General features: G+C 69.4%; 21 protein-coding genes and 1 pseudogene. 4 read left to right on the forward strand and 18 right to left on the reverse strand.

Annotated elements, in window-relative coordinates; genetic code table 11:
• Positions 1–137: 137 nt before the first annotated feature.
• From OG966_RS40105 to OG966_RS40145, 9 genes are all read right to left on the reverse strand, one after another.
• Positions 138–1,028: a hypothetical protein gene (locus tag OG966_RS40105; RefSeq protein ID WP_326655631.1), complete on the reverse strand. Its 891-nt coding sequence runs from the start codon at positions 1,026–1,028 to the stop codon at positions 138–140.
• Positions 1,029–1,104: 76 nt separating this feature from the next.
• Positions 1,105–1,620, reverse strand: coding sequence for a hypothetical protein (locus tag OG966_RS40110; RefSeq protein WP_326655633.1), 516 nt, complete (start codon positions 1,618–1,620; stop codon positions 1,105–1,107).
• 59 nt (positions 1,621–1,679) lie between these two features.
• A complete protein-coding gene (locus OG966_RS40115) occupies positions 1,680–2,081 on the reverse strand; it encodes a hypothetical protein (RefSeq protein ID WP_326655634.1) in 402 nt (133 codons plus the stop codon).
• Complete coding sequence (locus OG966_RS40120; RefSeq protein WP_326655635.1) at positions 2,074–3,264, reverse strand: hypothetical protein; 1,191 nt, start codon at positions 3,262–3,264, stop codon at positions 2,074–2,076. The genes OG966_RS40115 and OG966_RS40120 overlap by 8 nt, the downstream gene beginning before the upstream one ends.
• An 80-nt stretch (positions 3,265–3,344) precedes the next feature.
• The gene (locus OG966_RS40125; protein WP_326655636.1) at positions 3,345–4,523 is read right to left on the reverse strand and encodes a hypothetical protein; all 1,179 of its coding nucleotides are present in this window, start codon (positions 4,521–4,523) and stop codon (positions 3,345–3,347) included.
• Positions 4,524–5,103: 580 nt separating this feature from the next.
• Entirely contained in the window at positions 5,104–5,460 is a 357-nt protein-coding gene (locus OG966_RS40130; RefSeq protein ID WP_326655637.1) for a hypothetical protein, read from the reverse strand.
• The gene (locus OG966_RS40135; protein ID WP_326655638.1) at positions 5,457–5,927 is read right to left on the reverse strand and encodes a DUF6247 family protein; all 471 of its coding nucleotides are present in this window, start codon (positions 5,925–5,927) and stop codon (positions 5,457–5,459) included. The genes OG966_RS40130 and OG966_RS40135 overlap by 4 nt, the downstream gene beginning before the upstream one ends.
• 122 nt (positions 5,928–6,049) lie before the next feature.
• Positions 6,050–6,241 (reverse strand): LexA family protein, encoded by a 192-nt coding sequence (locus tag OG966_RS40140; RefSeq protein WP_326655640.1) that lies wholly within the window; start codon positions 6,239–6,241, stop codon positions 6,050–6,052.
• Entirely contained in the window at positions 6,238–6,477 is a 240-nt protein-coding gene (locus OG966_RS40145; RefSeq protein ID WP_326655641.1) for a hypothetical protein, read from the reverse strand. Before OG966_RS40145 ends, OG966_RS40140 begins: the two co-directional genes overlap by 4 nt.
• 86 nt (positions 6,478–6,563) lie before the next feature.
• Between OG966_RS40145 and ku the strand changes: the two genes are divergently transcribed.
• A complete protein-coding gene (ku, locus tag OG966_RS40150; RefSeq protein WP_326655642.1) occupies positions 6,564–7,334 on the forward strand; it encodes a non-homologous end joining protein Ku in 771 nt (256 codons plus the stop codon).
• Between the two features lie 88 nt (positions 7,335–7,422).
• Here the strand turns inward: ku and OG966_RS40155 are convergent, their stop codons facing one another.
• The 6 genes from OG966_RS40155 to OG966_RS40180 form a co-directional block, all read right to left on the reverse strand.
• Positions 7,423–7,656: a hypothetical protein gene (locus OG966_RS40155; protein WP_326655643.1), complete on the reverse strand. Its 234-nt coding sequence runs from the start codon at positions 7,654–7,656 to the stop codon at positions 7,423–7,425.
• 471 nt (positions 7,657–8,127) lie between these two features.
• Complete coding sequence (locus tag OG966_RS40160) at positions 8,128–8,691, reverse strand: hypothetical protein (RefSeq protein ID WP_326655645.1); 564 nt, start codon at positions 8,689–8,691, stop codon at positions 8,128–8,130.
• 40 nt (positions 8,692–8,731) lie between these two features.
• Positions 8,732–8,959, reverse strand: a complete 228-nt coding sequence (locus tag OG966_RS40165; protein WP_326655646.1) for a hypothetical protein — start codon at positions 8,957–8,959, stop codon at positions 8,732–8,734.
• 2,050 nt (positions 8,960–11,009) lie between these two features.
• Positions 11,010–11,606: a DNA-binding protein gene (locus OG966_RS40170; protein WP_326655648.1), complete on the reverse strand. Its 597-nt coding sequence runs from the start codon at positions 11,604–11,606 to the stop codon at positions 11,010–11,012.
• A 94-nt stretch (positions 11,607–11,700) separates the two neighbouring features.
• Positions 11,701–12,273, reverse strand: a complete 573-nt coding sequence (locus OG966_RS40175; RefSeq protein ID WP_326655649.1) for an adenylate kinase — start codon at positions 12,271–12,273, stop codon at positions 11,701–11,703.
• Positions 12,274–12,631: 358 nt separating this feature from the next.
• Positions 12,632–13,813, reverse strand: coding sequence for a hypothetical protein (locus OG966_RS40180; RefSeq protein WP_326655650.1), 1,182 nt, complete (start codon positions 13,811–13,813; stop codon positions 12,632–12,634).
• Between the two features lie 448 nt (positions 13,814–14,261).
• Between OG966_RS40180 and OG966_RS40185 the strand changes: the two genes are divergently transcribed.
• Together OG966_RS40185 and OG966_RS40190 are read left to right on the forward strand one after the other, a co-directional pair.
• A complete protein-coding gene (locus OG966_RS40185) occupies positions 14,262–14,894 on the forward strand; it encodes a hypothetical protein (RefSeq protein ID WP_326655651.1) in 633 nt (210 codons plus the stop codon).
• A gap of 563 nt (positions 14,895–15,457) precedes the next feature.
• The gene (locus tag OG966_RS40190) at positions 15,458–16,141 is read left to right on the forward strand and encodes a recombinase family protein (RefSeq protein ID WP_326655652.1); all 684 of its coding nucleotides are present in this window, start codon (positions 15,458–15,460) and stop codon (positions 16,139–16,141) included.
• Positions 16,142–16,173: 32 nt separating this feature from the next.
• Here the strand turns inward: OG966_RS40190 and OG966_RS40195 are convergent, their stop codons facing one another.
• The 3 genes and pseudogenes from OG966_RS40195 to OG966_RS40205 form a co-directional block, all read right to left on the reverse strand.
• Positions 16,174–16,401, reverse strand: a complete 228-nt coding sequence (locus OG966_RS40195; protein ID WP_326655653.1) for a hypothetical protein — start codon at positions 16,399–16,401, stop codon at positions 16,174–16,176.
• A 553-nt stretch (positions 16,402–16,954) separates the two neighbouring features.
• Positions 16,955–17,107: a hypothetical protein gene (locus OG966_RS40200; protein ID WP_326655654.1), complete on the reverse strand. Its 153-nt coding sequence runs from the start codon at positions 17,105–17,107 to the stop codon at positions 16,955–16,957.
• A gap of 79 nt (positions 17,108–17,186) precedes the next feature.
• Positions 17,187–17,480: pseudogene (locus tag OG966_RS40205) on the reverse strand (DnaA ATPase domain-containing protein); the annotation flags it as partial.
• Positions 17,481–17,880: 400 nt separating this feature from the next.
• Between OG966_RS40205 and OG966_RS40210 the strand changes: the two are divergent.
• Complete coding sequence (locus tag OG966_RS40210) at positions 17,881–21,012, forward strand: Tn3 family transposase (RefSeq protein WP_326655655.1); 3,132 nt, start codon at positions 17,881–17,883, stop codon at positions 21,010–21,012.
• Positions 21,013–21,024: the final 12 nt, after the last annotated feature.

Consider the following 21,024-nt stretch of genomic DNA (forward strand, 5'->3'; position numbering starts at 1 on the left):
GAGTGATTTTCGGCGGCGGCGGCCGATTCCGCCGCGCGCTTCGCGCGCCGGCGCCGGGCTGAGCCCCATGCACATGGGGAAACCCGACCGCCCACGCCACCCCGGGGGCCGCGCTCGCGCGGCCGGTCCGGGCGAGGTCAATGCCCCATGCGCATGGGGGAAACCCCACTCTCGGCGGGCTCGGCCGCGCGGGGCTCGGGGAGGGTGACGGCGGGTTCGTCGGCGGGCGGCTCGGGTACCGCATCGTCGCCGGGCTCGACCTCGACGACGTCCTCCTGGTCCTCCTCGCCGGGGAGGACGAACGGCTGCGCGCACAGTCCGCAGATGATCGGTCCCTCCGCCAGGACCTTCGGCGTGACGGGGAACGCCCGCGGATCGGGCTTGCACCCGCACTCGACCTTGACCCGCTTGCCGTTGGTCGAGCCGGGAGGCTCCGGCGGGGCCGGCGGCTCCTCGACGGCGGCCTCCTGGTCGGCGCCGAGCCCGGGGAGGGCGGCTCCGTCGAGCTGGCGGATGATCCCCGCGTACTTCTTGCGGGTCGCGTCGGTGAGGGTGCAATTGGAGAAACCCAACGGCTTCTCACTCTTGCGGGGCGGCTCCAGTCCCACCTCGCGGGCCAGCTGCGCGAACTCCTTGCGGTGCCACCGGGGGTCACCCTTGGAGGTGTCCTGGATACGTCGAACATGGGCGATGGCGTGAGCCGCCTCATGCAGCTCCGTCTTGAGGATCTCCTCGCCCCCGTCGCGGATCGTCTCCCCAGCCACGAACAGCTCGGCCAGCCGCTGTTCCGCCTCGGCCACGGCCCACCGGTCGGCCCAGTGGTGGCCCCGGGTCGGGTAGTGCCGACGGCGGGGTGCGTCGGTGCTCTGCCGGGGCTTCTCTGTCTGCCTGCGCGGGATTCCGGTTCCGCTGATGAACAGGACCGGTGGCACGTCGGGGTGGTTCTTCTGGATCGCGGCCCAGCACTTCTCCAGCGCGGCAATCAGCCGGGTGCCCTCGCGGCCCGGGTCGGTCTTCGGGTCGGTCATGCGGTCACTCCTTTCCCCATGTGCATGGGGTTTGATCAACGGGCGGGCGGCGGTGCCAACTGTTACCGGGGGAGGGTCAGAAGAGGGTGTCCTGGGAGGCGCCCGAGGGGTTACCCGCTGCTATCGCGGCAGCGATAGCAGCCTCAATGTCGGCGCCGGTCGCCTGGGCGGTGAGGATCGCGTCGCGGATGGCGACGGCGCGTCCGTCCGGGCCGCGCACGTCGCCGAGGGCGTGCCCGGCCCGGTGGCTGCGGGCGTAGTAGTCGCGGATGTTGTCGAGCCGTGCGCCGGATACCCAGTGGGCGGGGAGCTGGCAGCTGGACTCGTCGCATGCGTGGCGGACGACGGCGCCGGCTGCCAGGGCCTGGGCGCCGTTGGCGATGACGAACCCGAGGACGTGCGCGGTGACCACGCGAGAGGTGCCGGTCTTCCTCGACCCGGCGCGGAGCTTGCCGTGGCCGGAGCTGCTGATCGCTCCGAGGAAGTAGGCGCACTGGTCCGGGCCGCGGTCGTAGAGCTTGGCCCGGTAGCGCTCGACCGTCGCGGCGTCGGCCGCCAGGAGTGCCCATGGCACGGGCTCGGGCTCTGCCATCAGTTCCTCCTTGTCGTCGTCCTGGTGCTCGTCGTCGTTTCAGCCCTGGGCGGGCGGGGTCACCATTCCCAGTGGTCGTACTCCTGACGCACGTGCGGCCTGGCCGAGGGGTCCCACTCGATCGAACTGGGGCCGTGCGGGCCGACGTGGGTGTCGTGCTCGCGGTCGAACCGGGCCAGGTTCTGGGAGAGCTGTACGGCGTCGGTGAGGAACTCCTCGACCTCCGGGTGTGCGAGTGACAGCCGGTCCGCCAGGGCCGCGCGCCGGAGCAGGTAGAGGCGTCCGGCGTGCTCGTCGGGCTCGTACGGCTCGCCGTGTGCGGACGCGTCTGCGGCCTCGGCCTGCAGCCGGGTGGCGATCCGCGTGAGTGCGAGGAGTTCCTCGACCATGTCCGGGGCTCCCATGTACGCGACCTCGGGCGACGGTGCGTTGAACCCCTCGCCGGTGATCGGGTCAGGCATCGACGGTCTCCTCGTCCTTGTCGAGAGGCTCGCGCAGCTTGCTGACGGCCTGGCGGCTCATGTGGGCCAGCTTGCCGAGGTCGGTGTCGGTGATCTCGGGGCGGGCCTCCCACGCGAACGCCCGGTACAGGCGGGCGTAGACGGCTGCGCGGTGACTCTTCACCTCGGCTTCGGCTGCTGCGCGGGCCTCGCCGTACGTCGCCAGTTCGTCGAGGACCTCCTTGCGGAGCTGCGTCCGGCGGTCGTGCGCCACGTACTTGGTGTTGTCGAGCAGCACGATGCCCTGGGCGTCCGCGGCCGCGCTGGCCTTCTCCGGGACGGCTTCCAGCTCGGCGTCGGTGGTGTCGGCGGTGATGAGCGCGGGGTGGGTGGCGAGCCAGACGGCGGCGCTCAGCGTCGGGCGGCCGGCGGCGGCCTTGCGGCGGTGTTCGTACAGCCACGCGCGGGTGCCGACGAGCGAAGCGCGGTGGGCGTCGGGGTCGATGCCGAGGCCCTCGGCAATGGCGGGGTTGTGGTGCAGTCCGCACCGGTTGAGGTGCTCGGCCTCCTCGTCGAGCTGCATATCGTCGAGGGTGGCCCAGCTGTCGCGGACGAGTTCGGGGAAGACCGAGACGGCCTCGGCCATGTTCACGAGCTCGGGGCGGCGGCCCTTCGGCGGGTGTTGGTGGCGGGTGCAAGCGGCCTGGATGTCCATGCCCGCGCTGGCGGCCTCGGCGCTCCAGTCGTACGCGTTGGTGCCGGGCACGGGCTGCAGGTTCCGCAGCAGGGCATCGGCGAGCGGGGCGACCTGGCGGGCGAACTCGTTGCCCTCCTCGAGGGTGAGGAACGGGCGCTCGGCGACGTTGTGATGCGAGTCGATTGTCCAGTGCAGGATGTCGGCGACGCGGAGCCAGTGGAACGGGGACCACACGCCCTCGGAGGGCGGGAAGTGGTCGTCCTTGTTCGGGTTGCGGCGGACGCTCCAGTCGCTGCAGTGGAAGTAGAACTCCCCGGTGCGGACGTGCAGCACGAGCTTCTGGTAGTGCCCGGCGCTGGCGTGGATGCTGCCCTCGGCGTACCGGCCCTCGCTGTCGAGGTAGCGGCGGGCCTTCTCCGCGTCGGGCATCGGCGGCGCCTGGTCGGGGGTGGTCTCGCGGACAGTGAGCTGGGGCGGCATGGCGACAGTTTCCTGAGTCTTCGTCATGCAACCAGGTTGCGCCGCACTGTGACTGTGCGTCAACCTAGTTGACTAGATTGGCGGAACTCCGACTCTCTGGCTGGTTCCTACTTCTTCCGGCCCTGCAGCTCCTGCAGCTCGCGCGCGGTCTCGCGGGTCTTCTCCTCGGCGTCCCTGGCGCGGGTCTCCGTCTTGCGGATCTCCTCGTACAGCTCGCCGGTCTTCGTCTCCAGTGCGGTGATCCGGGCGGCCCTGCTCTCGGCCTCCTTGCGCATCCTCTCCAGCTCACCGCGCAGCTCCTTGGCAACGGACTGGGCGGCATCCACCTTGGCCTGCGCGTCGGTGGCGGCGCGGCGGGCGGCTTCCTCGGCGTCGTGCTGCGCGGCCTGGGCGACGCGGACACTTTCGCGGGCCTTCTCGGCGACGTCGGCGGCTTCGACCCTGACGCGCTCGGCGGCGGCCTTCCCCTGGGCGACGGTCTCCCGCATCTCCTCAACCTGGGCCAGGGCGTCGCGCTGGGCCTTGCCGGCCGCTTCCTCGGCTACGCGGACCCGTTCGGCGGCGGCTTCCTCGACCTGGGCGACCCGCCGCTCGACTTCGGCCTGCGTCTGCTCGACGAACTCGGCGGCCTCGCGCTGGGCGGTCTCGACGGCCCGCTCCGCCTCGGCGGTGATGCGCGCGGTCTCCTGCTCGAACCGGGTGGTGGCCTCGTCGAGTTCACGCACGGCTAGCTCGGTGGCCTCCTCCGCGGCGGCCTGTCCCGTTGCGGCAGCCTTCGCGGCCTCCTCGGCGTTGATGCGCTTGCTGCGCTCGGTGTTGGCCCGCTCGTTGGCCTGGGCGATGGAGGTCTCCGCGCGGGACTCGGCGGCGAGCATCTGCGCCTCGGCGGCCTCCGGGTCGGTGATGGTCTGCAGCAGGCCGACGTAGCGCTCCAGCTCGTCGCGCAGCTCCTCCACCTTCGTGAGGACGTTCTCGCGTACGAGCACGGAGTCCGCGGCCGCGCTGGTGACGATCCGGTCGGTCTCCGGCTCCTCGGCCTGGCGACCACCGGCGGCAGCGCCGGCCTTCTTCGACTTCCTCGCCCGCCACGCGGTCAGCGCCGTGTGGTCGGGCCGGTCGCAGTACTTCGGCGCCGGGCCGGGCGCGCTGGGGTCCGTCTTGGCCTCCGGCGGGTTCCCGCATCCGGGGAACCCGCACCGCGGCGCCTCCTCGGTCTCGACGGCGCCGTTCTGCTCGGTCTGCTGCTCGCTCGATACCGACTCGGGGAGACCTTCGATCCGCCGCATGCCCGCTCCTTGGTCCGTGCCGTCCTTGGAACTCGATTCTATCACATCGCATTGCATCGCATCTCATCGCGGCGACGTAATGAAATGAGATGCGATCGAGGTACTCTCGGCGGGTGCGCTCGCCGACCGTGGCGAGCGCTCGGCAGGAAGGCGACGACGGCCCTGGGCGGTGGTTCCGCGCGGCGGGAAGCGACCACCGACGACACGCTCCTCGGCCACGACGAGACCCGGGCCGACGCGGAGCGACCCCACCGGGCTCGGCCACCGCGCGGCAGCAACTGCTCCCCCTCAGCCACGGCCGGACGGTGCGGTCTCCTCACGCGGCCGCGGTCGTGACGGCGGGAGTACGGCGGTCGGCCCAGCTGTGCGCGGCGGACGCCTGGCCGGGCGCAAGCGGCCACCCCTCCCCTCGCTGCCTGCCGTCTTTTGGCACCCCGTCCCGGCTGCAGACGGCAGCGCTCGCGGCTACGCGTGCCATGTGACGGTTGCCGGTCTGTCCGACCTCGGCTGTACGGCTGTGCCGCGCCAACGACAAAGCCCCGGCTGCAGATTGCAGCTGGGGCCCGGTGGCCGGTCTCGTCTAGCGGTCGGTGGCCTTGGGGTGTCCGGTCGAAGCGCGGTCGATCCAGACGGTGCGCCGGTCGACGTCGAGCAGGTACCAGATACGGCCGCCGGCGGTGACTTCGATCTGCCAGCGGTCCATCGTCTCGCCGCGGTGGGTGCCGCGGGCCAGCTCGCCCTTGAGCCGGTGGTGGCGGTCGGTGCGGGTGGCCGGGGCCGGGTCGGTCCGCATGGTGATCCAGGCGGTGCGGGTATTGCTCGCGGCCTGCGCGCCCAGCTGCTCCCAGCCCTTGGCGGCCTCGCCGTTGGCGAATCGGATGTCCCACTCGTCCGCGGCGGGCGGCGGTGCTGCGCGGTCTCCGCGCTTGGGGCTCATGCGGCCGCGCCGGGCTCCGGCACGGGGCCGAAGTCCTCGCCGGAGTCGGTGGTCAGCGCGGCGTACAGCTCGGGGTCGGCGTGCACCTCGGCGGTGTGCCGCCACTCGGTGATGAGCTGGGCGACGGCCGAGTTGTTGTCCAGCTCGGTCGCAGCGCCCAGGGCGTCGACCAGCTCGACGGAGAACTCGCGCACGTCGTGCGCGGGGAGGTAGCGCACCCACGGGAAGGTGGCGGGCAGCACGTCCAGCACCAGGGTGCGGCCTGCCGGCGTGCGCATCATCTCCACAAACATGCGGCTGGTCGCGCCCATCACCTCCTGGTCCTGCTCGGCCCGCGCGGCCGTCGTCAGCACCAGGTCCTCGTCGTCTCGACGCCGGAGGAGCATCCGGCGGGCCCCCCGGAGTGCGGCCAGCGTCGCCTTCGGCTTGTTCAACAGCTCTGACAGGTTCCTCTCCATCACGGTCATGAGTTGAAGCTTAGTTGACAAGTCTGCCGCATGGGAGGTTGTTTCTGCGGTCGGCTCCCGGCCGGGGCGTGATGAGCATGCGCTGATCCTGTCAGGAGGGCCGGGCCCCTGGCGAGCCACCGTCAGACGAGACGGATGGAGCGCCAGCTCCGGGCACTGCGGCTGATCAGCCCGTGCCGTTCCAGCCTCCCGAGCTGGTACGCCGTCGAACTCGTGCTGGACAGACCGACCTGCTGACCGCCCTCGCCGTGCTCGGCGATCCACTCGCGGACACAGATCAGGATCCGGCGCTGTGTCTCGGTGACCTCGTTCATGCCGTCTCCGTCCAGCCGCGCGCACGCGCGTGGTGCCGCAGCTCCACCCGGGCCGCCGGCGGTCGGCCCGCCTCGGTCCAGAACGGGTGACCGGCCAAGCTGCACGACAGCAGGATGAGGCGGCGCCGGAGCGCCGTTGTGTCGGCCACGGGGGAGCGGTGGGCGAGCTCCTCGTATGTGCGGATCCAGTCGCGCTGCACCTGCACCAGGTCGTCGGGGAAGCTGTTTCGCGCCATGGCCCGATTGGAGCACGTGTTCGATTTTTGGGGCATGGGGAGACACGCGGGATGCGCCCTGACGGGCAGCGGCTGACTCTGGAGTCATGAGGGCCATCTGGTCCGGCGTGATCCAGTTCGGGATGGTCGCGCTGCCCGTCCGGCTGTACGGGGCGACCGAGGAGCACGCCGTGCGACTCCACGAGATTCATGCCGCCGACGGCAGCCGAGTCGAGCACCGGCGCTTCTGTCGCGCCGAGGGCAGGGAGATCCCGTACGAGGAAGTGGGGCGCGGCTTCGCGATGCCCGACGGCAGCGTGGTGCCGCTCACCGAGGCGGACCTGGAGCGCCTGCCGCTGCCGACGAAGCACACCTGCGAGGTGCTCGGCTTCGTGCCGGGCGCGGACATCGACCCGATCAGTTTCGCCCGGCCCTACTACGCAGGCCCGGGAGGTCCGGGCGCCGAGAGGCCGTACGCGCTGCTCGTGGAGGCCCTCGCCCGCACCGGAATGGTCGGCGTGGCCAAGCTCGCCATCAGAAGCCGGGAGCGCCTGGCACTGCTGCGCCCGCGCCGTGGCGTGCTGGTCGTTCAGACCCTGCTCTGGGAAGACGAGCTGCGTGAACCCGGTGATCTGGCCCCGTCGGCGCCGGTCACCGACCGGGAGCTGGCGCTGGCCGAAGTGCTGATCAGGGAACTGACGGGTGTCGAGAAGCGCGAGCTGCACGACGAGTACGGACACGCCCTTGAGCAGCTGATCGCGGCAAAGGCCAGCGGCGACGAGCTGGCCGAGGCGCCGGCGCAGACGGTGCCGGCAGTGGACCTGATGGCCGCCCTGGAAGCGAGCGTACGAGCGGCGCGCGCCGAACGCGGCGACTGAAAAATGCGCCCATGACGGCCGCCACCATGGGCGTGATCGTGTGCGTGCTGCGGCCGTGGGGCGAGATTCCCCCGGGCGACCCGACCACTTAGCGGCGGATGTGGATGCTGATCTGGACCCCTCCGCCGAGCCCTGCCGCCGCGAGGACCATCGCGACGGCCAGCTCTACGGGGCCGCCCTTCAGGTAAACAACAAGGGCGGTAGTGAGGCAGAGGGCAACGACGATGTACGGCGCCCAGGCGAGCGCCTGAGCTCCTGGCCGCGGGGCCAGGTCTGTGCCGTTGGGCCGGATGGTCTCGGGTGTAGCGTCGTCGGTCGTCACCGGGTGCTCCTTCTCTTCCGCGCTGGATCAGGTGGACCACAACCCTGGTGATCTGAAGGGGAAGCACGGCCGTTGCTTGCGAGGCCGGCCGGGCTTCCCCTTCGTCGTGCGCGGGTTCAGGTCGCTGGAGCATCAAAGTACTGGGCCGAACTCGACTGAGAGGCAGGTCAGTTGGCCGCCCACGACCTCATTGTCAAGATCAAAAATGACCGGAGGGAACGACTGAGCAGAGTTGAGTTACCTTCTGTTCCAGGGTCTGCCCGTCTTTAGTTCGTGCGTAAAAAGTGCAGGTGACAGCGTCGCCGCATCAGAGGAGGCGACTCTGCGAGGGTTGCGGTGATCTCCTCGCCGCATGGTGAGAGTCACACGACTTTCTCGCGGGCGCTGACCCAGGCGGCCTCAACAGCACCCCGATCAGGGCGTTGTCCTCCCATCGGTCGCCGATCTTCAGCCCTCTGGTTATGCGCAGCCCTACGGCGCCGTGGGCTCGCCGCCGATGAGAGCGAGGGTCTCGGCAAAGGCCCGGCGGTCAGCGAGGGCATGCCGCGCGCGCGACCAGGGCCAGCCGAAGAACTGGCGCTGAACGGGCACGGTCAGCGCGAGCAGCAGCTCCAGCTTCGTGTCCTCCTCGCGCTCGGACAGCACCACCATGCGGACGTTGCCGGCGTAGTCGACGGCGAACTGGATGAGGTGGGACATGGGCCAGCTGCCGGCGTACGTGGCGACGTTGTCGATCAGCCACCTCGTCGCGTCGTCGAGCTGCTGCAGCCAACGTTCCCGCTCACCCGCCAGTCGTTCACGCATGACCGGCGTCCAACCGGGATCGTCGGCCAGCGGGAGCTGGATCCTCTGCAGCAGCGAGGACGCAGAGATGATCCGCATCATGTGCGCGCCGAAGGTGTCCCGGGCGGTGTGGACCTCGCCCAACCGCTTCCTGCGGGCTTCCATCCGCGGGGTGACGAACAGACCGACCGCGAGAGCGGTCACCACGGCGGTGACAGCGGCCACCAGAAGGGTCCACACGGTGTTAGGCATGGCGCACATGCTCCCGCACCGCACGGGACCGCCGGGACGGTCAGCTCGTCGGTCCCTCGACCTCGCCCTGCGCCGTCCACTTCTTGCGTACGCGCTCGCGGCCGTCGGTCTCCTCGATGAGCCGGATCACCACGGCCGGGCCGGTGCCGTACAGCCCGACCCACTCCGTGTACCGGTCCTGGGCGGTACCCGGGACGGTCCACTGGCCCTCGACGATCGGGCCGTTCTCCTCGAACTGCAGCCGGGCGAGGTGCCTGGTCGTCCCCACGCGCTGCTCCTCGCCTCGGTGCTCGCGCCCCATCATCCCGCGCGCCCGGGCCAAAGGTTTTCGGCCCCGTTCTCCAGGCGATCACACGCAGCCCACGGCGTACGCCTGTCGCGCGGCGACCACAACCCAGCTGGAGCCTTGGAATCCAAGGTATGTGAGAATACTAGTACACGAAGCATTGGGGGAATGGTCCACGACACCTTCGAAAGCAAGGTATCGTGGAACGCGGAAAGCCACCGCCCCGACCTTGCAGGTGCTAGCCCATGAGGTCCGGGGGTGGCTTTCTCGAAGCGTCAATTCCTCAAGCAAGGAACACGACATGTCGAATGCTACAGATCCCAGGCCCATAGCGCAGCAGCCCCATGCTGGACCTGGAGGCACCTCCCGGCGGCTGGCCGGGGGTGCTAGGGCGTGAACGGTTCTCTTGATGGGCGAACCGCGGTGTTGCTCCTCGCTGGGGGCGGAGCAACGTATGTGGCTCTGCAGCACCCGACGTTCGGGACGGCGCTTCTGGTCGGTGTCGCAATCGTCGCGATCCTTCACGTGCTGCTGCGCCAGCAGTAGCACCCTGCACGCCACCGCCCTCCGGCGGAATCTCCGATATGCCTCGCGCCGTGAAGCGGCTTGAGCGCTTCACGGCCGAGGTTGGCGTCAACGATCCGCAAGAGGCTGGGCGGCATGTACATCGAGACCGTGACCAAGCTGCACGCCGGCGGCAAGTTCGGCAGGTTTATCAACAACCACCTCAGGCGAGCCCTGGGTGGGAAGGTGCCGCGCGCCGAGGAAGCCCGTGATCGAGAACGTCCGGGGGTAGCTCGCACACGGCGTCGTGCCCTGACGTGGGCACCTACCAACGCGGGCCACTCAACGCGCTCCTCAACTCCTTTGATGTTCTCGCGACTTGGCCGCGCGACCCGCACGGGCTGTCGGTGCCGTACGTCAGACTGTTCCCCGGCGGCCTGACGGGCTCGCTGCCAGACATGGCAGCGGCCCCCTGCTCGTAACAGGAGGCCGCCGGAAGACGGAGAAGATCCACGACTAAGGAGGACGGGATTTCCACCAAGGAAGAGCCTACGGGCCACCACTGTCAACGCAAGCATCTGGAAGGGCCGCCGCTCGGCGAAGCACCTGACCAGGCCACCACTGGACCAGGCCGAAGGCACTTCCGGCGCCTGGTCGCCGCGGCCAGCGACGAGCTGACCCGCATAGCGATGAACGCGACCTTCTACGGGGCGGCCGCCCTTGTCATCTACTGCTGGCAGCACCGCTGACCAGCGTCGGCCGGGCCACATTCGGTGGCCCGGCCATGCCCACAGGCTCATGCACTCCGTGCACGTCGACTAGATCACCCTCGTCGAGATGAACAAGGGCGCGGTGTTCGGCAAGGGAAGCAACCGAACACCGCGAACCTGAACTACAAGGTTGAGAGTCCTCCGGAGGCTTGGGTGGCTCGGCGATCCGCAAGTGACCCGGCATGTACATCAGCTCGGCTCTGGCTCTGGGAGATCATCGACGACTCCGTCGACGAGGCCCTCGGCGGCCACTTCGACCACCACCGGCCGCAAGAAGCGCAAAGGCGCTGAGAAGCCGCGTGCCCAGTCCGACCACGCAGATACAGCCCGGTCTTCTGGCGATACGTCCGCGACGGCGAGAAGTAATGAGGACGCCGCCACCGACGGCATCGGCAGCATGTAGGCCACAACGAGCCCCTCTGGGAAGCTCGAGGTCACCTTCGTCGCCGACGAGATGGGCATGTACGCCCGGAACAACAGCGGTCAGCTCTTCCTGGAGCGGCAAGACCCATCAACCGGTCAGGAAGGTCGGCAGACCCATGGCTGTCACGTGCAGCGCGAGTTCGAGGGCCGGCGGTGACGGCGATGCCCGCGGCCGTATCCCCGCTGTGAAGCTCGCCGTCGCCGCCTGCGGCTAGCTGTGCTGCGCGCCCGTGACACTCTCAGTGGCCGATAGATCCGCTGTTGTCATGGTATCCCCTGAGTGCCCGTCATGCGGCTTTCTACAACGCTGATATGTGAGCGGTGGACGGCGGTCGTCACTGGGCGGGGGTGCTGGCGGCCTGGGTGAGCAGGCGCTCCCATGTGCGGGTGGAACTGCCGTGCTGCTTGGCCAGGGCGGCAGCGAGGTGTGTGCGGGGGGTCCCCGGCGATGTGGTGAGAGCTTCTGCGGCGATGTACAGGCGGGGGTCGCCTTCGTAGGCATGGGCCTTGTTGGGGCCGCCTTTGCCGAGGGGGCGTCCGCCGCCCTGCCCCTGGCGGGGAGGGGTGTCGTGGCGGGTCTCGATGTCCTGGCGGGTCCAGAGGCGGAGGCTGTAGACGGTTGTGCCTCGTGGGAGGTAGCTCTGGCTGGCGTAGGCGCGGACGGTGCCGGGTGTCACTCCGAGCAGGGCTGCGGCCTCCTCGTCGTTGAGCAGATCGTCGGGGTGTGGCTCGGCGGGCAGCGGGGGGATGGGCTGTCCGTTGAGGAAGGCGTGCGCCTGGGCCTGGTCGTAGACGTGTACGCGGCTGTCGAAGAGCGCGGGCACGCGTTGCCGGAATCCGGGTGCGTCACGGCGCCTCCAGGTGGCGAGCGGGACACCGGCCTGCTGGGCGATGTCCCGCTCGTTGATCACGGGGCGGTTGCGGGGGATCACTCGGTTGTGTTCCTTCAGGTCGTCGCCGCCAGGGCGCCTTGTACGCTGGTGAGGCTTCCCTGCGCCGGCGTCATGTCGGTCGCGGAGATGCTGGTTAAGGGCCGGTGGTGTGCCGGGCCGCTCGTGAGCGGCTCTCCGCCGGCCCTTTCGCTGTCCGCTGCCTCCAGCGCTGGACCTCGCGCGGGCTGCGGAGCCGTACGACCTCGACGCCGAGGCCGGCGGTCTCGGCCATCTGCCGGGCGTAGCGGGGCCGGTTGGCGCGGTACTTGCGGATGGCGGTGCGCAGGAGTGACCGGCGGGCGAAGAACGCAGTGGACCAGGTGAGACGCCGGGCCTGTGCGCTGTCCTCGCGGCCGGCCAGCTGGCGCAGGTTGCGGCTGGTGATCCGGTACAGGATCAGGGGCAGAGGAAAGTCCAGCCAGATCAGGGTGTCGGCCCGGTGCCAGACGACGTCTGCGAGCTTGGAGAAGTTCCCTTCGACGATCCATCCGTCGGTGGAGGTGATCTCTGCTGCCTGCCGGCGGAATTCCTCCAGCGGCAGCGGCCCCTCAGCGGTGAACAGGATGTCGTCGAGGTCGGTGTGGGGTTCGTCGAGTTCCGTGGAGAGCCAGCGGGCGAGCGTCGACTTTCCCGTGGCGGGGGGCCCGAACAGTGCGACCCGTCGCATGCGCGTCTCATCTCTACAAGGGGATTGACACAAGAAACCTTACAGCGATTCAGACCAGGGCGTCGAGGTTCGGGCGGACCATGGGCGGGTGCCGCCGGAGGCGGCTCCTTGGCCCCGCAGGGGCGGGCCCGCGCCCGAAGGGCGCTTGGAGGGGCCCGGCGCGCAGCGCCTGCCCGAAGGGCAGAAAAGAGCCGCCCGTGGCCGAAGGCCACTCAGGGGGCGGCGTTTCCCCTGGTCCGCCCCGCGCCCGAAGGGCGCTTGAGGGGGCGGACGCCAGCCGCTTGCGGCTGTCCTTTCGCCGCGCATCCGCCCCCCTCAAGATCATCTTGAGGGGGGCGCGTGAGGCGGGCCTGGGGTCCTACAAGCGGGGGAACAGCGCCCGCGCCGCCTGCGGGTGGCGGTGGAGCATCCGCAGGAAGTCGCCCTGGAACGCCGCCCGCCCGGCGGTCTCGGCAGGACTCATGTCGCCCACTCCCTTCTTCGTCTTGACGATCACCCCGTCCATGATGCTGATCCCCGCCCCTCCCAAGTCGCTGAACACGTTGGTGCGCAGATGCAGGAAGACCTGCCCGTCCTGCTCGGCGATCGTCACCGCGTAGGCCAGATCCGCCAGCGGGTAGACGTACGCCTTCCGAGACCGCTCCACGGGCTCGGACAGAAGCTCGGGGCGCAGACCCCGCAGGTAGTGCGCGAGCGCCGCCCGGGTCGCCGCCCGCAGCGGAACGTCAATCTCCTGCGGGTCGAACTCCCGGACCATGGGCCGCCGCCACACCCCGGCCGTGCCGGTGGTGCAGACACGAAGGATCTCGTCGTACATCCGCCGCAGCTTTCGGTGGACGTAGGCCAGATCGGCGGGCAGTTCCGGGCTGGCCAGGCTCTCCCATCCCTCCGGAAGGCGGAACTGCGCCGTAGCGGTGGCCGTGGGGGTGGAGAGCGCCGGTACGGGCTCCAGCACCCGCAGGGCATCGCCGTCCACAATGTCCGCGCTGATCAGCGCACCCAGAACGGACGCCTCCTCGACGATCCGCCGTGACCGGACGGTGGACAGCTGCCCCGCCCGCACCGCTCGCGCCTCGACGGCCGCGCGCTCCGCCTGCGTGCGTCCCACCAAATGGGCGTGGAACCGCTTCTCACCCTGGATGGACTCGCGGTCAACGGTGTGCGGGTCGTAGCTCCACGAGACGACCGGGCTCAGCTCGTAGGCACGGCAGTGCTCCGCGAACCGGGCCGCGATGACTCCGAGCGCCTTGCCGAACTCGGCCGAGTGGTCGTGCAGCCCCGGACGCGGGGTGACTCCGGCAGACATGAGCATCAGCTCGTACAGGGCGTGCGGGCTGCGCTTGTCGGTGAGGGCGTACGCCTCATCGGCGGACATGTTGATGTGGGCGTGCACGTTGGTCCAGCCGTAGACGTCGTGGACGGTGCCCATGCGCCTGAGGCCGTTCACGTATCCCGGGAACCCCTTCGCCGGGAGCGAGTCCACGACAGGGATGTCCCTGCGTCGATTCTCGAGAGCGGCGGGGAGCAACTGACGGGTCATTGGGTTTTCCTTCCCTCGATGCTGGTCGCCGGTCGGGGTGTGCCGCCCCTTCCGACAAGACAAACTTTACAGCATTTCAGCTCACAAGTCATCGAAAAGCCCAGGTCAGAGCCGGTTTATTGGCGGGGACGGTGGGGGGTGGCGGCAGTGGGTCACAGCAAAGGGCGGTGATGGCTGGCCCGGTGCGCGCAGCTTGCTGCGCAGGGCCAGCCACCAGGCCGGTGAACGCGCCGAAGGCGCCCGGCCTGGCGTCCCGCGCTCGCGCGGGATGGTCTGGCGGTGAACGCGCCGAAGGCGCCCGCCAGGCCACCCCGGAGGGCCGCCAGGCCCTCCGGGGCGTCCCCGCCCGACCTGTGACCCACTGCCGCCACCCCCCACCACCGGGCCCAGAGCGCTACGCCCTATCGCCCGCCGTCGGCCTTCGGCGAAGAGGAGGTACTGCGGGCCCATGGCCACTACCGTGGTCGAAGGGGGTGGGATGCCGGAAGCCGCAGCAACCCTTCAAGACGTGCGCGATCTGTTGTACGGGCGGGCTATCGAGTCAGTCAGTACAGTCGCCGCGCCCCTGCTGGCTGGTGGAGCAGTGGCGATGCTCGGCGTCTTGGCTGCCGACGCTGACAAGTTCAGGTGGCCGGGACCGTCGCTTCTGCTCTTGGCGCTGGCAGCGATCTCACTCGTGGCCTGTGTGCAATGGGGTTTCCGCGCCCGTACCTTCCTGTACAGCGTGTCCGAGGCCGAGGAGCACTACGACGGCACTCTCTCGGCCGACGAGCGCGAACTCTGGATGCAGCGGAGCCACGAGGATCTGATCCGCTGGCGGCGCGGAACGGGGCTAGCCGCCCTTTGTTACAACCTGGGCCTGGTCGCCTTCGGCGCCGGCATCTCCCTAGCCGTGGCTCCGCCGGCCCATGCCGCGCAGGCTGGCTGGCGCTGGGCCGCGTTCTGGATGGTGTCGCTCGCCACGGCTTCAGAACTGCTATGGGTGCTGCTGGAATGGGGCGATGCGGCATCACGTGCTGCTACGCAACGGCGGTGGCTCCGACGCGCACGGGCCAGATCAAGGGAAGGGACGCCACAGTGACCAGCGATACGCCGCACGTCGGCGAGCCGCCCTCCGAACATCCTCGGAGACCGCGCCCGTCAGCCCCGCCGCCGCCGCTGTCAGCCCCGCCGCCGCGGCGGTCAGCCCCGCGGCCGCCGCTGTCAGCCCCGCCGCCGGTCACCGATGAGTGCCCGTTCTGCCGCGCGGTTTACCCGTCACTGGTCCGCCGGCTGCTGCACAGGGAACGCGGCCGTCACAGGGACGGCTGCCGGGTGGCGGAGCTCCCACTGCGCGTCACCGCCGGTTTGAGTCGCGAGGAGGCTCTGCGCCTTCGCCCGCCAAGTGAATGCTGACTCCTCTTGCGGCAGGTGTGCTGAACACGCCCCCTCCGCCGTGACGCGTCACGTGCGGAGCGCGGGTGACTCCCCAATCCGCGTACGTCGGGTACGCGAAGGGCTGTCCATTAACCGATCGATTGTTGGACACAGGTGCCGGGACGTCGACGCGCCGGGCCGGAACCGAGTACCGGCGTCCAACAAGGGTGTTCAACAAAGATGCGTGTCCAGAAACGCGGAGTGGCCCTTTTCTGTACGGTGTCGGGCATGACGACAACTCCCGCAGAGTGGGCGGACACCGAGAGCCCGCTGGAAGCCTTCCCCACCAATGCGTCCGGCGCCCGGGTCGGGTACGCGCGCGTGTCCACGAAGGGGCAGTTGCTCGACCGCCAGATCGCCGCACTGACGGCGGCCGGCTGCGTCCGGGTGTTCTCTGACAAGAAGTCCGGCAAGGACGCCGAACGCGAGGAACTGCGGGCGACGCTCGACTACCTGCGCCCCGGGGACACGCTCGTGGTGCCCTCCCTCGACCGCCTCGGCCGCTCGATCCAGGACCTGATCTCGATCGTGGGGGGTCTCCGCAAGCGAGACATTGGGTTCCAGTCTCTGCACGAGGCACTCGACACAACCACCCCGGGCGGGCGGCTGGTGTTCCACGTGTTCGCGGCCCTCGCGGAGTTCATCCGGGAACTCATCGTGCAGGGCACGCACGAGGGCCTGGAGGCGGCGCGGGCCCGCGGCGAGCGCATCGGGCGGCCTCCGGCGATGACGGAGGAACAGATCCGGCACGCCCGGGCCCTGCTCGCGCAGCCGGAGAACACGGTCACCTCCATCGCGAAGCTGCTCGGTGTCTCGCGTACGACGCTGTACAAGTACGTGCCCGAACTGAGGGTTGGCCGCGACGCTCTCGTGGCAGGCGACCGGGGTCCGGCCCTACCTGGACCCCGGTGACCATGTGGCACAACCCTCCGGCCCCTTCCCGATTATCGGATCAGGGAGCGCAACACGGGGACGCTGACGCCCACGCCGGTCAGCCCGGCAAGGACGGATGCGGCCAGCGGACTGCCGCTGAGGAAGGTAAGACCTCCGACCACGCAGCCGATGAACAGCGCTGTCAGGATCACCACTGTGGTGTGCACCGTAAGGAACGGCGGCACATCCGCTGAGGGCGCAGCGGGGCGATGTCCTAGGCGTGAGGTACGTTCGTTCATGGGTCTCCTGTCTCGATCACAGCGGTGGGACCCGACGACAGGCGAGAGGGAGATCCAGCGGATCGCGGCAGCTGTAGGAGGCGGGCCGCGCCGGAGGATCTCCCTTCGTCATGCGAAGGGTTGGCGCAGCCTCGAATCTAAGGCACGACACTGACAGTCAGTGCGGATGACATTCGCGCTCAACTCAGCGCAGCAGGGGGCGAATTATGGGCGCAGAACTGACAACGAGGCGGCGAGGAGCGAAAACTGCAGCTCAGCGCGTCGTGAACGGTCGCCGTACAGTTCGGGCTTGTGCGTGACGGACATCCCGATGTCGGCGTGTCCTGCGTGTGGGGACCGCCACTGAGCTGCGTCTGAACCTGCTGACCTCGTACAACAGATTCCGAGCTCCTCGTTCTGCCCCTATCGCTCCCCAGCACGTGTTGCCGATGAACATGACGTACTCGCCGCCCTTGACCATGAGGTTCACGCCACGCTTGATGTCGACGGCGTTCTCCACCAGCTCCTTGCGCCGTTGGTGACGTACGTAGTCGGAGTCCACGACCCTGCTCGGCTACGTCGACACCAACCTCGTGAAGGTCTTCTCGATGACGACCTCGACCTTCTCGACGATGAAGTCCGGCATCGGCTTCAGGAACACGACGTCGTCCGCGGAGTGGTCCCCCTTGTGGTTGCGGAGTGAGCTGTTCGCAATCCACGGACTCAACCTAGGCCTTCGGGTGAGGTCGGTGGTGCCGAGGGCGGACGCGACGATCGAGCCGCCGGCGCCGCCGCCCGCGATGCCGTCATTCTTGGCCCGCCGTTCTTGATGCGGTTCGTGAGCTCGGTGACCTGGTTGTAGATGGAGCGACGCTCGGCCACCAGCGCGGAGCTTGCGGTCGGCGTGCATGACGGTCGACGGTCGTATTGAAGGTGTGGAAGAACTCCTCCTGCATCGACTCCTTGTCCGCCAGGAACTGGATGTCGTCGACCAGCAGGATGTCCATCTCCCGGTACCGCTTGCGGAAGGTGTCGTCCTTGCCGTCCCGGATGGAGTGGATGAACTCGTTGGTGAACTCCTCGGAGCTCACATAGCGCACGTATGCCCGGTTCGAGGAAATGCATCTTGATGACGCCGATCTCGTACTCGACGTGCTGGATGCCGAGGAGGCCGTCACGGGCCCGGTGACCGGACGCCAGGTGTACGGGTGGCAGCGCGCCAGATGCCCGCGAGGGGCGCCAGCCTGCAGGCTGGCGCCCCTCGGCGCGTTCGAAACCAGCGCAGTTGCCGGATATGGGGAGCTTATCCGGGTTCCAGCGAGAGCACCGGGACCCGCGCTGTCGGACCGCACGGAAGACTTCAGTAACGGCCTTGGGGAACATCGGTACAGCCGTTGGCGCTGAGATTGATCACGGTTGGCTAGCACAGTGATCGTCCCTAGAGTGGGGGTTCGCTGAAAGATCGTCGGCCCCGCGCGGGGCCTGGCTACGGTCCGCGTCATGCCGGTGGAGTTCTTAACTGATGATCAGGCCGAGGCGTACGGGAAGTTCGCCGAAGAGCCGACGAGACCTGAGCTGGAGCGGTTCTTCTTCCTGGATGACGTCGACCGGGATCTGATCGCGCTGCGGCGTACGAAGCATCATCAGCTGGGCTTTGCCCTCCAGATGTGCACGGTCCGGTACGTGGGGCTGTTCCTGGAGAACCCCCTGGTGGTGCCGTGGTCGGTGGTCGAGCACCTGGCCGTGCAGCTCGGCGTCGAGGACCCGTCGTGCGTGAAGCGGTACACCGAGCGGCCGAAGACGGCGTACGAGCACGGGTGGGAGATCCGAGACGCCTACGGCTACCACCCGTACGACGATCCGGAGTGGGGGCGGAAGTTCCGTACGTTCCTGCACGGTCGGGCGTGGACGCACGCGGAGGGGCCGGTCGCGCTGTTCAACCAGGCGGTGGGCTGGCTGCGGCGGAACCGGGTGCTGCTGCCGGGGGTGAGCGTGCTGGCCCGGCAGGTGTCCGAGGTCCGCACGATCGCAGAGAAGCGGCTGCACGCCACCGTGGCCAGGGCCGCTCACCGCGCGGACCCGGCGCTGTCGGCGGACCTGGTGGCCACGCTGGTGACGCCGGAGGGCGGCCGGTACTCGGAGCTGGAGCGGCTGCGCCGGCCGCCGACGCGGACGACAGGCACGGCGTTCGCGAGGTCGCTGGAGCGGGTCGATGAGATCGGTGCGTTCCAGTTGGGCCGGTTGAAGCTGTCGCAGATCCCGCCGAACCGGCTGGCTTCCTTGGCCCAGTACGGGCTGGGGTCCAAGGCCGCGAGTCTGGAGCGGGCGGCGGAGCCCAAGCGCACGGCGATGCTCGCCGCGGTGATGCGCCACCTGGAGGCGAAGGCGATCGACGAGGCGCTGGATCTGTTCTCGGTGCTGATGACGACGCGGCTGATCAGCACGGCGAAGCGGGCCACGGACAAGGAGCGCCTGTCGACGCTGCCGCAGCTGGAGAAGGCGTCGCGGACGCTGGCTTGGGCGGCGAAGGTGTTGTTCGAGGAGCTGGAGCTGGTCGAGGCGCATGGCACGGATTTGGATGCGGCGGCCCTGTGGCGGGCGGTGGAGGAGGTCGCCCCGCGGGCGGTGGTGATGAGCGCGGCCGCGATGGTGGTCTCGCTGGTGCCGGAGGGTGAGGACTCGGCGGCGGTCGCGATGCGGGCGGCGCTGGCCACCCGGTACAACACGGTGCGGCCGTTCCTGTCGCTGCTGGGCGAGTCGAAGGCGCTGGACGCGGCGAGCGGAGGGGCCCGCGTGCTGGCTGGGGTGCGGCGGCTGCCCGCGCTGGCGCGGCGGCGGGTGAAGGACAAGCCGCTGCTGCCGCGTGAGGTCGACGACAAGCTGGTGCCGGCCCCGTGGCGCAAGGCGGTGTACGCGAACGCTGAGCTGCCGGCGGGGGCGGTGGACCGGGACGCGTACGTGGTGTGCGTGCTGGAGCAGCTGCACCGGGCCCTTCAGCGCCGGGACGTGTTCGCCTCGCCCTCGCACCGCTGGTCCGACCCGCGCGCCCGGCTGCTGGACGGCACCGAGTGGGAGGCCGTCCGCGAGGACGTTCTGGCCGGGCTGAGTCTGGACGTGCCAGTCGAGGAGCACCTGGCCGCGCTGGTCAGCGCGTTGGATGCGGCGTGGAAGCAGATGGCGGAGCGGCTGGAGAGCGTTGGGCCGGACATAAAGGTCACCATCGAGGTCCCGCCGGGCGGGAGGGCGAAGCTGAACGTGTCCAAGCTCGGCGCGCTGGGCGAGCCGAAGTCCCTGGCCTGGCTGCGGGGCCGGGTGGAGAAGATGCTCCCGAAGATCGACCTGCCGGAGCTTTTGTTCGAGGTGCACGGCTGGACCGGGTTCCTGGACGCCTTCGTGCACCTGGCCGACGGCACGACGACCCGCATGAAGGACCTGCCCACCTCCCTGGTGGCCTTCCTGGTCTCGGAGGCGTGCAACATCGGCATGACCCCGGTCATCAACCCCGCCCACGAGGCGCTGACGAGGGCCCGGCTGGTGCACGTCGACCAGTTCTACCTGCGCGCCGACACCATCGCCGCGGCGAACGCCGCGCTGATCGAGGCGCAGGGCCGGGTGCCGATCGTGCGGTACTGGGGAGACGGTCTGCTGGCCTCGGTCGACGGGCTGCGGTTCGTCGTCCCGGTGCGGACCATCAGCTCTGCCCCGTCGCCGAAGTACTTCGGGTTCAAGCGCGGCATCACCTGGCTCAACGCGGTCAACGACCAGGTCGCGGGCATCGGGCAGATGGTCGTGCCGGGTACCCCGCGCGACTCCTTGCACATCCTGGACGCCCTTCTAAATCTGGACGGCGGGGTGAAACCGGAGATGGTCGCCACCGACAATGCCTCGTACTCCGACATCGTGTTCGGGATCTTCCGCACCCTGGGCTACAACTTCAGCCCCCGGTTCAAGGACCTGGACGACCAGCGGTTCTGGCGTGCATCCCTGCCCGGCGTCGAGACCGGTACGTACGGGCCGCTGGAGCCGCTGGCCCGCAACCGGGTCAACCTGAACAAGGTGATCACACACTGGCCGGACATGCTGCGGGTCGCCGGTTCCCTGGTCACTAACCAGGTCCGCGCCTACGACCTGTTGCGGATGTTCGGCCGCGAGGGCCACCCCACCCCGCTGGGGCAGGCGTTCGCCGAGTACGGGCGGATCGCCAAGACCGAGCACCTGCTGCGGGTCGTCGACCCGGTCGACGACACCTACCGGCGGCAGATGAACCGGCAGCTCACCGTGCAGGAGTCGAGGCACAAGCTGGCCCGCGACGTGTGCCACGGCAAGCGCGGCACCATCCACCAGGCGTACCGGGACGGCATGGAGGATCAGCTCGGCTCGCTCGGCCTGGTCCTGAACGCCGTGGTGCTCTGGACGACGCGCTATATCGATGCCGTAGTCGTCCAGCTCCGCGCGGAGGGTCACGAGATCCCGGACGAGGACGTCGCCCGGCTGTCCCCGCTCAAGCACCGCAACCTCAACGTGCTGGGCCGCTACAGCTTCACCGCCTCCACCCCGGCCGGCGGCGTTCTGCGGCCGCTGCGCGACCCAGACGCGGTCGAACTCGATGATGACGAGGACGGGCACGACTGAGCTGGGTGCAGG

The sequence above is a fragment of the Streptomyces sp. NBC_01750 genome (assembly GCF_035918095.1).
GTDB lineage: Bacteria > Actinomycetota > Actinomycetes > Streptomycetales > Streptomycetaceae > Streptomyces.

Excerpts from the sequence above, each read along its gene's own strand:
- OG966_RS40180 (WP_326655650.1), bottom strand. The coding sequence starts at position 13,813 with ATGACCCGTCAGTTGCTCCCCGCCGCTCTCGAGAATCGACGCAGGGAC.
- OG966_RS40140 (WP_326655640.1), bottom strand. The coding sequence starts at position 6,241 with ATGAACGAGGTCACCGAGACACAGCGCCGGATCCTGATCTGTGTCCGC.
- OG966_RS40195 (WP_326655653.1), bottom strand. The coding sequence starts at position 16,401 with ATGAACGAACGTACCTCACGCCTAGGACATCGCCCCGCTGCGCCCTCA.
- OG966_RS40105 (WP_326655631.1), bottom strand. The coding sequence starts at position 1,028 with ATGACCGACCCGAAGACCGACCCGGGCCGCGAGGGCACCCGGCTGATT.
- OG966_RS40120 (WP_326655635.1), bottom strand. The coding sequence starts at position 3,264 with ATGACGAAGACTCAGGAAACTGTCGCCATGCCGCCCCAGCTCACTGTC.
- OG966_RS40190 (WP_326655652.1), top strand. The coding sequence starts at position 15,458 with ATGACGACAACTCCCGCAGAGTGGGCGGACACCGAGAGCCCGCTGGAA.
- OG966_RS40115 (WP_326655634.1), bottom strand. The coding sequence starts at position 2,081 with ATGCCTGACCCGATCACCGGCGAGGGGTTCAACGCACCGTCGCCCGAG.
- ku (WP_326655642.1), top strand. The coding sequence starts at position 6,564 with ATGAGGGCCATCTGGTCCGGCGTGATCCAGTTCGGGATGGTCGCGCTG.
- OG966_RS40125 (WP_326655636.1), bottom strand. The coding sequence starts at position 4,523 with ATGCGGCGGATCGAAGGTCTCCCCGAGTCGGTATCGAGCGAGCAGCAG.
- OG966_RS40175 (WP_326655649.1), bottom strand. The coding sequence starts at position 12,273 with ATGCGACGGGTCGCACTGTTCGGGCCCCCCGCCACGGGAAAGTCGACG.
- OG966_RS40130 (WP_326655637.1), bottom strand. The coding sequence starts at position 5,460 with ATGAGCCCCAAGCGCGGAGACCGCGCAGCACCGCCGCCCGCCGCGGAC.
- OG966_RS40135 (WP_326655638.1), bottom strand. The coding sequence starts at position 5,927 with ATGACCGTGATGGAGAGGAACCTGTCAGAGCTGTTGAACAAGCCGAAG.
- OG966_RS40160 (WP_326655645.1), bottom strand. The coding sequence starts at position 8,691 with ATGCCTAACACCGTGTGGACCCTTCTGGTGGCCGCTGTCACCGCCGTG.
- OG966_RS40145 (WP_326655641.1), bottom strand. The coding sequence starts at position 6,477 with ATGGCGCGAAACAGCTTCCCCGACGACCTGGTGCAGGTGCAGCGCGAC.
- OG966_RS40185 (WP_326655651.1), top strand. The coding sequence starts at position 14,262 with ATGGCCACTACCGTGGTCGAAGGGGGTGGGATGCCGGAAGCCGCAGCA.
- OG966_RS40110 (WP_326655633.1), bottom strand. The coding sequence starts at position 1,620 with ATGGCAGAGCCCGAGCCCGTGCCATGGGCACTCCTGGCGGCCGACGCC.
- OG966_RS40210 (WP_326655655.1), top strand. The coding sequence starts at position 17,881 with ATGCCGGTGGAGTTCTTAACTGATGATCAGGCCGAGGCGTACGGGAAG.